Here is a 7322-nt window from a genome sequence, read left to right as displayed (position 1 = left end):
CGTACCAGTAGCCGGTGGAGGGGCGGAAGACTGCGGCGTCGGTGCGTCCGTCGCCGGTGTAGTCGGCCGGGACCGGGATGTCACCGGCCTGGCCGAAGTGGAAACTCGCGAGGCCGCGCACGTACCAGTAGCCGGTGGAGGGCCGAAAGACCGTCGGATCTGTGCGGCCGTCGGCGTTGAAGTCGCCGGTGACGGGGCGGTCGCTGGCCATACCCCAGTGCACGCTGGTCGTGCCCCTCGGGTACCAGTAGGCGGTGGAAGGTCGCCACACCGTCGGGTCGGCCCGTCCGTCACCGGTGTAGTCAGCCCTGGTGAACGGGTTCGCTTTCGCGTCCGCCGCGCCGAGCCCAAGTGCAGCGGAACATGACGGCCACGCGCCCCAGCCCTGCGCGTCGAGCACCTTCTCCGCGATCAGGATCTGCTCGCTGCGGCTGGCCAGGTCGGCGCGGGCGGCGTAGGTGCCGCCGCCGTAGGCCAGCCAGGTGCTGTTGGAAAACTGCAGGCCGCCGTAATAGCCGTTGCCCGTGTTGCTGCTCCAGTTGCCGCCGCTCTCACACCCGGCCAGCTTGTCCCACGTTGCCACCGTCGCCGCGCCAGCCGTTCCCGCCATGAGCGCCACCCAGCCCAGTGCCGCAGCGGTGGCGGTCGCGCTCAGGCGGGCCAGGACGGCGGGTAGGCGAATGGAGCGTGCCATGAGCGGCGCCTCTCAGACCGCCGGCGAAGTTAGCTGTCGGGTTAGGGCGAGAGTTGCCCCGCGCACCAGTGCGTGCGCTTCACCCCGGGGCCGCAAGCGACCCAGTGGGTTCCCCACTCCTGCCCGAAAACTCTACGGTGCGGCAGACGGCGGGCAGGATTAGGCGGGCCGTCCCCGGTCCGCGCGGAAACCCGGACCTCATGCACACTACGCCCGGATCAGCACCCCTGCCCTGACTCTCCGGACAGCGAACCTTGGACATCAGGACGCGGCCGTCCCCCCCGAACGACTCTGGGGGCTTCTACGCCGCGTTCGACGACGCCGAGGGTCTGCACGCTTGCCCCGAATGCGGCACGCCGACCACGCCGAGCAGCGCCGGCCACCCATCGCTGTGCCTGCCCTGTACCGCGGCCGAACTGGCTGAGGCGCGGAAGCAGGCAAGGCGATGAGCGCCTACCGCTGTCGCGCTCATCCCGGCGAGGAAGTGACGTGGAAGGGCACCGGGTGTCGGCCAGTGCCTGCCACCAGAGCGCCGGACACGCCCTCGCCGCCGTGACGAAGCTCGACGCTGCCCGAGTGGGCTCATTCGCCGCTTTATCTACCCGCCAACACCAAAAGTGAGTCCACATGAAGATCCCGCAGGAGTACCTCACCCGCACCGGCGATGACTACGCGCAAGCTGCCGCCGAACGTGATCCCGAGTTCCGCCGGCTCAGCGACAAAGCAGCCACGGACCGCCAACGCGGCGAGGAGTTCGAGCGCTGCCTCAGCGACGCGATCACCGCACATGCCCGCGACCAAGGCGCGCTCCGGACAGCATTCGCCCCGCCGGCCGACACACCGGACGACACGGGCCCGGCCGACCCCACGCCGGCACAGTCGTTCGGCGCTGCCGTGCAGGCCTCGCTCCCGATGCATCCAGCGCTCGGGCGTCTGCTCGCAGTGCACCCCGACGACGGCCCCGACGCCGCCTAAGACGAAGGAGATCCACTCATGCTCGACAACGCTCTCGCCGCCGCCCGCGGCAACGCCGCCCAGGCCGTCGCCATTGCCCGCAACCACGGCTGGACCGTGCCTGACCACTACGGCATCGCCGAAGCCATCTACACCGAGGCCGTTCGCCTACAGCAGACCGAACAGCCTGTCATGCCGACGATCACGCAACCGAAGGCCGCGGAGAAGGCTCTGTGCACCTACGCCGCCGAGGCCGGCCAGCACACCGCGTTCATCGAAGCCGCCGCCGCGCTCGAGCAGCACGCAGCCACCGACCAAACCATTCAGATCCGCTCGGCGCTGCCCGAGTGGGTCGCCAACCTGGCCGCCGAGCTCGCCGAGGCCGCGAGCGACTTCCTCGCCGCGCACGCCCTGGCCCCGGCCGGCGAGCTCAGCGGCTACGAAGACGACGAGCAGACCGCTGCGTTCATGAAGGCCCGACGCTGCGCCGCCCTGCTCGACCGGCTTGCGGCCGAACGCGTCATCATCGGCACCGGCATCGGTGAACCGCGCATGACCAACGCCCTGCTGTGGGTCGTGCTCGAACCACCCGTGGCCGACGACGTCACCGCCGACCATGTTCGGATGCTCGGCGAGATGTGGCGCGAGTACAGCGACCGGGTGTTCCGGAGCATGACCGCGGTCGCCCGTTGGCAGCGGCTCGCCAGTCTCGGCACGCTCAGCCTGCCGCCGCTGTTCGGCCTCGAGGACCGCGAGAACGCATGGAACCAGCTCCGCAACGGCCACGGCTCGGCGCAGCTCACCGCGAACGGCAACGCCGCCCGCCAGCTCGAGGACCGCGCTCGAGCTGCAGCGATGTTGCAGAAGCGGGTCGACGCCGAGCAGGAGAACCGGGACAACACCGCCCGCGTCCTGCGCGAGCGCGAGATGGCCGCGAACGCGGCCGGCAAGTAGAGGCCCACCGATGCCAGCCGCGGCGCGTGACGTCAACCTCACCGGCCCAGTGGCAGCCGCTGGACAACCGGATGGATGGCAGCGAGCGCAGACTCCCGCGCACAGACCTGCCAGCGCGCGCGCCGCGACGACACCCTGGGGACCTTCCCGACGGCTGCCCGCCACCACGACCCGCTCGTCGACCAATTTCTCTCTCTCCGCGAAGAAAAAAGCCCACGCTGGGCCATGTCCCCCCATTTCCGGGTGAAAAAAGAGTTGAGGGCGGGTCAGCGCCCGCGGTCGACCGGAGGGGTTGGGATTGGTAGGCCCCAATGCTCGGACCCCTGGGGGCCCACCACTGCCCCTGACGCCACGAAGGACCCGCCTCGACCACTTATTTACACACGGCAGATTTTTTCCCACCGAGCCAAGGACGGACGGGTGCGGGCGTTCCGTATCTGGTGACCCAGTCAGATCATCAACGGAAGATGCCGAAGCGGGCCGCGCCCGTCGAAGTTAGGTCTTCGGGAGCAGGGAGACTTGATCCATCCGCCGCCGTGGGCGGATAGTTCGCTCGTGGGTGCGATGCCCAACAAGTCGACCGCGAGGGAGCTAGTCGAACAGTCGGTAATCGCGGGCGCCGGCATGGTTCCGGTAGCTGGTAGCCCCGTCGCCGTTGCGTTCGCGATGGCGATGGGGTGGAGCTACAACAAGCGCATGCGGCAATGGCTCGAGGAACTGGCCAACGCAGTGACGGAGCTCCAAGAAGAGAGCGATGAGTACCTGACGATCGAGGACCTGGCTCAAGACGATGTGTTCACGGATGCTGTCGTGAACGCGACCCGAGCCGCGCAGGCTACTCATCAGGATGAGAAGTTGCGTGCGCTGCGGAACGGCGTGCTCAACTCCGTCTCGCCCGCCGCCCCGACGATTGACGAACAGGCAAGAGTCTTCCGGCTCGTGGACGAGCTGACTCCGGCGCACCTCCGGCTACTGAAGTTTCTGGACAATCCAGAAGCGTGGTTCTTGGAGCGGCAGATCAGCATTCCGAGTTACTTGAGTAGCTCGACCGGTCAGATCATCGAAGATGGGATGCCTGAGTTTCGCGGGCAACGGCCTTGGTTGGACCTGCTCGCTGCCGACCTCGTGACCGCCCGGCTGCTGGATCGCAATATTCACGGAATGATTTCCGGGGCGAGCCTGTGGGAGTCATCGACATCGGAACTCGGTCGACGCTTCCTCGGCTTCATCGCCGACGATTAATCCGAATGACCGTCTGGCCTTCCATGGCGGCGCCGCGGGGCCAGACGGCCCGCGCGTCTCCGAATCGTCGTGGTTGGCGCTTACAGTCACCCATGATCCGCACTCGCCTTGACGAGCGTGGCCAGGTTGTCGAGATCCCGCCGGCCGTCCTCGCCTGCGGCTGCGAGTTCCGCCCGAGCGTCGCCGTGATCGGCTACAACGCGCACCCGTCTGGGGTGGGCCGTGCCCGCTGCTACTACTGCCACGAGCACCGCGTCTGGACGTGGGAAGAACACGACCCGATCTAGTCCATATTGTCCGGGCTGCTCGCTGAGTGGGTACAAGCGGGGCGTGACCAACGCCTTTGATCGTCGTCGCCGGGTGGGCTCATACGCCGCCGAGCTTCGGGCATCGTCGCTGCTGATCTGTGAGCATGCCGCGCACGCGCAGACCGCGTCGCGTCTCATTCGTGCCGAGGTGGCGGCCGCGCGGTTCGCGAGGTCGAACGCTCGCGCGACCGGTCCTCAACCGCGCTAAGCCTCGGCTAGCGACATCTACGTCTCAGAGTCGCCGTAGTCGAGGATCGCATGCATCCCGGCCATGTTGAGAGTGCGCTTGAGCTGGTGCGGGACGTTCACGAGCCGCAGCCCGACCTGCCGGGCAGCGGCGTCCCGGTGCAAGGTGAGGAACGCGCCGATGATGCTCGAATCGATGAAGGTCACATTGGCCACGTCTAGGGCCAGGCTTCTGATGCCGGGCCGGGCCAAAGCCGAGCCGACCATTGCCCGGACCGCATCGACCTCGGCCATATCGAGTTCCCCAGCCGGCAGGACAACGACGGACTCGGCCGGTAGCGCTTTCGTCACGACGCACTCCGATCATCAGCAAGCCGGCTGGTGGTCGACCTGCCAGTGCTGTTCACCCGGGTCGCGCTGCCAACGAGATTACCGACCCCAGCGTCGTCGACAGCGGACAAGGGATTACAGAACCCTTACTGCGCGCCCACGCGGAACTCGGCGCGGAGCCGCCCGCCACTTCCAGGTGGACGCACCACTGGCGGGCGGCTCCTGCTGCAGACGATCATCACCGTTCATGTGACGCCCGTGTGCCGCTCAACCGCGGCTCATCCACGAAGGCGAGCAAAGCAAACCGCGGCCCCGGCCAGACCAATCCGACCGGGGCAGCGATGGACTCGGCCGATAGACCGAAATAGCCGTGCGGCGCCTCACGCGCGGCATATGCCCTATTGCCGCCGATGCAGGACCTAAGTCGGGTAGCGCCCGGTTCGGTTCGGTGGTCCAATGCGCTGATCGGGTGGCGTCGCGGGACGTGCCGGGGAACTCACCCTCGGCGCAGCAGTGCTACAAGGGCGGCTGGCAGAACCTCGTCACCTCGACTGGCGCCACGTTCGCCAGCCAGGACGCCTGCGTCGCCTACGCGTCCCACGGCGGAGTGCTATCTCCGAAACCGACCGCTTTCATCACCTTGAGCCCCGGTTATGAGATTGTGCAGACCGAACAACAGTGCGCATTCACCTTCGCCGGCGGCGGGCTGTTGCCGACATCGGACCTCTATGCGGTGTTCAACTCGTCAGCTCCGGCAGACCTTGGACCAGTCGGTGGATCCGGGGACTTCAACAATGCCGGAATCGGCTTTTTCACCCAGACCAACGGCCCCGGTGTCTACACCCTTTACCTCACCGGTACCGCCGTCGACGGCACACCGGTCATCTCTAACACAGTGACCTGCACGCTGACGGGGTGACGCGACGCCCCCGGTTCAGTCGCCAGGACGCCGCGGTTCCGAACACAGCGCTGCCCCGGCCGGACGAATCCCAGCCGGGGCAGCGACTGACCGAGCAGACGCGCCTCACATCGAGCAGATGCCCTAATCCGGGCGATTCGGGACCTTCGGCGGATGGCGCGGCTGCAGGTCGGTGGTGCACTGCAGTCGACCGCCGTAGCTTCGCTGCGGCGACAGTGGCCCCCGGGAGTGACGCAGTGAGACGTTCGATCAAGCTAGCCGGGATCACCGTCGCCTGCGTGGCGGTCGGGTCGCTCGCGACAGGACTCGCGGTCGCGAACACGACGACCAGCCCCTTGACATTCTGCGTCGCGAAGACCGGCGCGGTTACCTACCCCGGCGCATCGACCTGCGCGAAGGGTCAGACACCAGTACAGGTCGCGTCACCGACCGACGTCGCCGCCTTGGCCAGCCGCGTGGATGCGATCGAAGGAAAGCAAACCAGCGACGAAACCGCGATCTCCAACCTCCAGGCGGCTAACCAGTCCCTTAGCAGCCAGCTGCAAACAGCCCAAACAACCATCTCCGACCAAGGCACCAAGATCGATTCGCTGTCAGTTCGGCTCCAATCGCTGGAAGACTATGTTCTTCTTCCTGCCACGCTGACAGCCAGCCTGAGAACGGCCTCGGACTACGCTGGGGAGTTTTACGTCACAGTTGTTGGTGCAAGGCTGAAGCCCGGCAGCGCCGTGGTCGTCCATTTTAGCTTCGGGGACTACCACACCGTAGGCTGGGCGAACTCGGACGGCACGTTTAGCAATGACTACACAGTCCTTTTTTGCGGTGACTCGCTCTACTTCACAGGCACCGACCACTTCGGCAACACAGTCACGTCGGACACCTACACCCCGCCCCCGGCGGGCTGCTGACGTCACAGCGGGCAAGCTCCCGCACGGGCAGGCGACGAAACCGCCCAGCCCCCGGCTACAAGCACCATCTGCGCCGCTGCCCCGGCCAGACGAATCCGACCGGGGCAGCGAGATGCGGGCAACTTGCCCACATCACCCTCAGAGGCGCAGAAGGTATGTGTAGACCGCCGCGCACCGTGGGCATAACCGACGTTCACGGGCGCCGGTGGTGCGCCGAGCCACCTCCCCAGGGCGGTCGGGGAATCGGAGTCCGCACAAGGTGATCATCGGGACACCGTTGACGGCGTTCTCGATCTCGGCCAGACGCCGGAGCCGATGCCAGAGATCATCGTCGAGCATGGGAACGTCGGGTAGGGGGTCTGTTTGAGTCTCGTCGGGAGTGACGATCGTGTCGGTCATCATCGGCCGGCCCGCTTCGCGTCGCGCGACGCCAAGAACGCGGGCATGTACTCGGCCCACCACTCCTGCATCTTGTCTTTCATCTCGCGCCACTGCTCGTCGCTCATCCAGTGGAGCCGGTGAAACACCAGCCCCCCGTCGGTCCATTCGATGGCCATGTCGTAGTCGTCCTGGGTTGCGGGCACGGTCTCTCCTTCAGTCGGGGATATTCGCGCTACAGCGCTCCCCCGAGGTCCCAAGAACTGCCGCAACTACGGCGGTAGAGCACAGCGCATAGTCGTCCCTAGTGCGCGACTACCTGGACTGACGAATACTTCTCTCGTCGCCTCTGCCGGTCATTGCAAGCTCACCAGGCCGACCACGCCGACGATGTAGAGGACGATCACGGCGAGGGAGTCGACTCCCATCCCCAGCATCTGTCGCTGCGG

At 66.7% G+C, this 7322-nt stretch carries 9 protein-coding genes and 1 riboswitch; of the genes, 6 read left to right on the top strand and 3 right to left on the bottom strand.

Features of this window, described 5'->3' with window-relative positions; all coding sequences use genetic code 11:
- The coding region (locus ABR571_RS10145) for a transglycosylase family protein (protein ID WP_409453077.1) at nucleotides 1-694 on the bottom strand (694 nt) is incomplete at its 3' end.
- 4 nt (nucleotides 695-698) lie between these two features.
- Nucleotides 699-856, bottom strand: a riboswitch (cyclic di-AMP (ydaO/yuaA leader).
- A 465-nt stretch (nucleotides 857-1321) separates the two neighbouring features.
- On the opposite strand from ABR571_RS10145, the gene ABR571_RS10140 reads away from it, so the two are divergent.
- The 4 genes from ABR571_RS10140 (at nucleotide 1322) to ABR571_RS10125 (ending at nucleotide 4131) form a co-directional block, all read left to right on the top strand.
- Entirely contained in the window at nucleotides 1322-1669 is a 348-nt protein-coding gene (locus ABR571_RS10140) for a hypothetical protein (protein WP_409453076.1), read from the top strand.
- A gap of 18 nt (nucleotides 1670-1687) precedes the next feature.
- On the top strand, nucleotides 1688-2602 hold the full coding sequence (locus tag ABR571_RS10135; protein ID WP_409453075.1) for a hypothetical protein: 915 nt from the start codon (nucleotides 1688-1690) through the stop codon (nucleotides 2600-2602).
- Nucleotides 2603-3157: 555 nt separating this feature from the next.
- Nucleotides 3158-3844, top strand: a complete 687-nt coding sequence (locus tag ABR571_RS10130) for a hypothetical protein (protein WP_409453074.1) — start codon at nucleotides 3158-3160, stop codon at nucleotides 3842-3844.
- 92 nt (nucleotides 3845-3936) lie between these two features.
- Nucleotides 3937-4131, top strand: coding sequence for a hypothetical protein (locus tag ABR571_RS10125; RefSeq protein ID WP_409453073.1), 195 nt, complete (start codon nucleotides 3937-3939; stop codon nucleotides 4129-4131).
- A 246-nt stretch (nucleotides 4132-4377) separates the two neighbouring features.
- Here ABR571_RS10125 and ABR571_RS10120 read toward each other — a convergent pair whose 3' ends face one another.
- Nucleotides 4378-4689, bottom strand: a complete 312-nt coding sequence (locus ABR571_RS10120; protein ID WP_409453072.1) for an STAS domain-containing protein — start codon at nucleotides 4687-4689, stop codon at nucleotides 4378-4380.
- A 448-nt stretch (nucleotides 4690-5137) separates the two neighbouring features.
- Here ABR571_RS10120 and ABR571_RS10115 point away from each other — a divergent pair, with 448 nt between their 5' ends.
- Both ABR571_RS10115 and ABR571_RS10110 read left to right on the top strand, forming a co-directional pair.
- Nucleotides 5138-5587 (top strand): hypothetical protein, encoded by a 450-nt coding sequence (locus ABR571_RS10115; RefSeq protein WP_409453071.1) that lies wholly within the window; start codon nucleotides 5138-5140, stop codon nucleotides 5585-5587.
- 236 nt (nucleotides 5588-5823) lie between these two features.
- The gene (locus tag ABR571_RS10110; protein WP_409453070.1) at nucleotides 5824-6495 is read left to right on the top strand and encodes a hypothetical protein; all 672 of its coding nucleotides are present in this window, start codon (nucleotides 5824-5826) and stop codon (nucleotides 6493-6495) included.
- 398 nt (nucleotides 6496-6893) lie between these two features.
- Here ABR571_RS10110 and ABR571_RS10105 read toward each other — a convergent pair whose 3' ends face one another.
- The gene (locus tag ABR571_RS10105) at nucleotides 6894-7079 is read right to left on the bottom strand and encodes a hypothetical protein (RefSeq protein ID WP_409453069.1); all 186 of its coding nucleotides are present in this window, start codon (nucleotides 7077-7079) and stop codon (nucleotides 6894-6896) included.
- Between the last annotated feature and the right edge of the window lie 243 nt (nucleotides 7080-7322).

It is taken from the genome of Jatrophihabitans sp. (assembly GCF_046262535.1).
Taxonomy (GTDB): Bacteria; Actinomycetota; Actinomycetes; order Mycobacteriales; family Jatrophihabitantaceae; genus Jatrophihabitans.
Note: the sequence above shows the minus strand (reverse complement) of the source record. Positions and strands in the feature narration are given on the sequence as shown.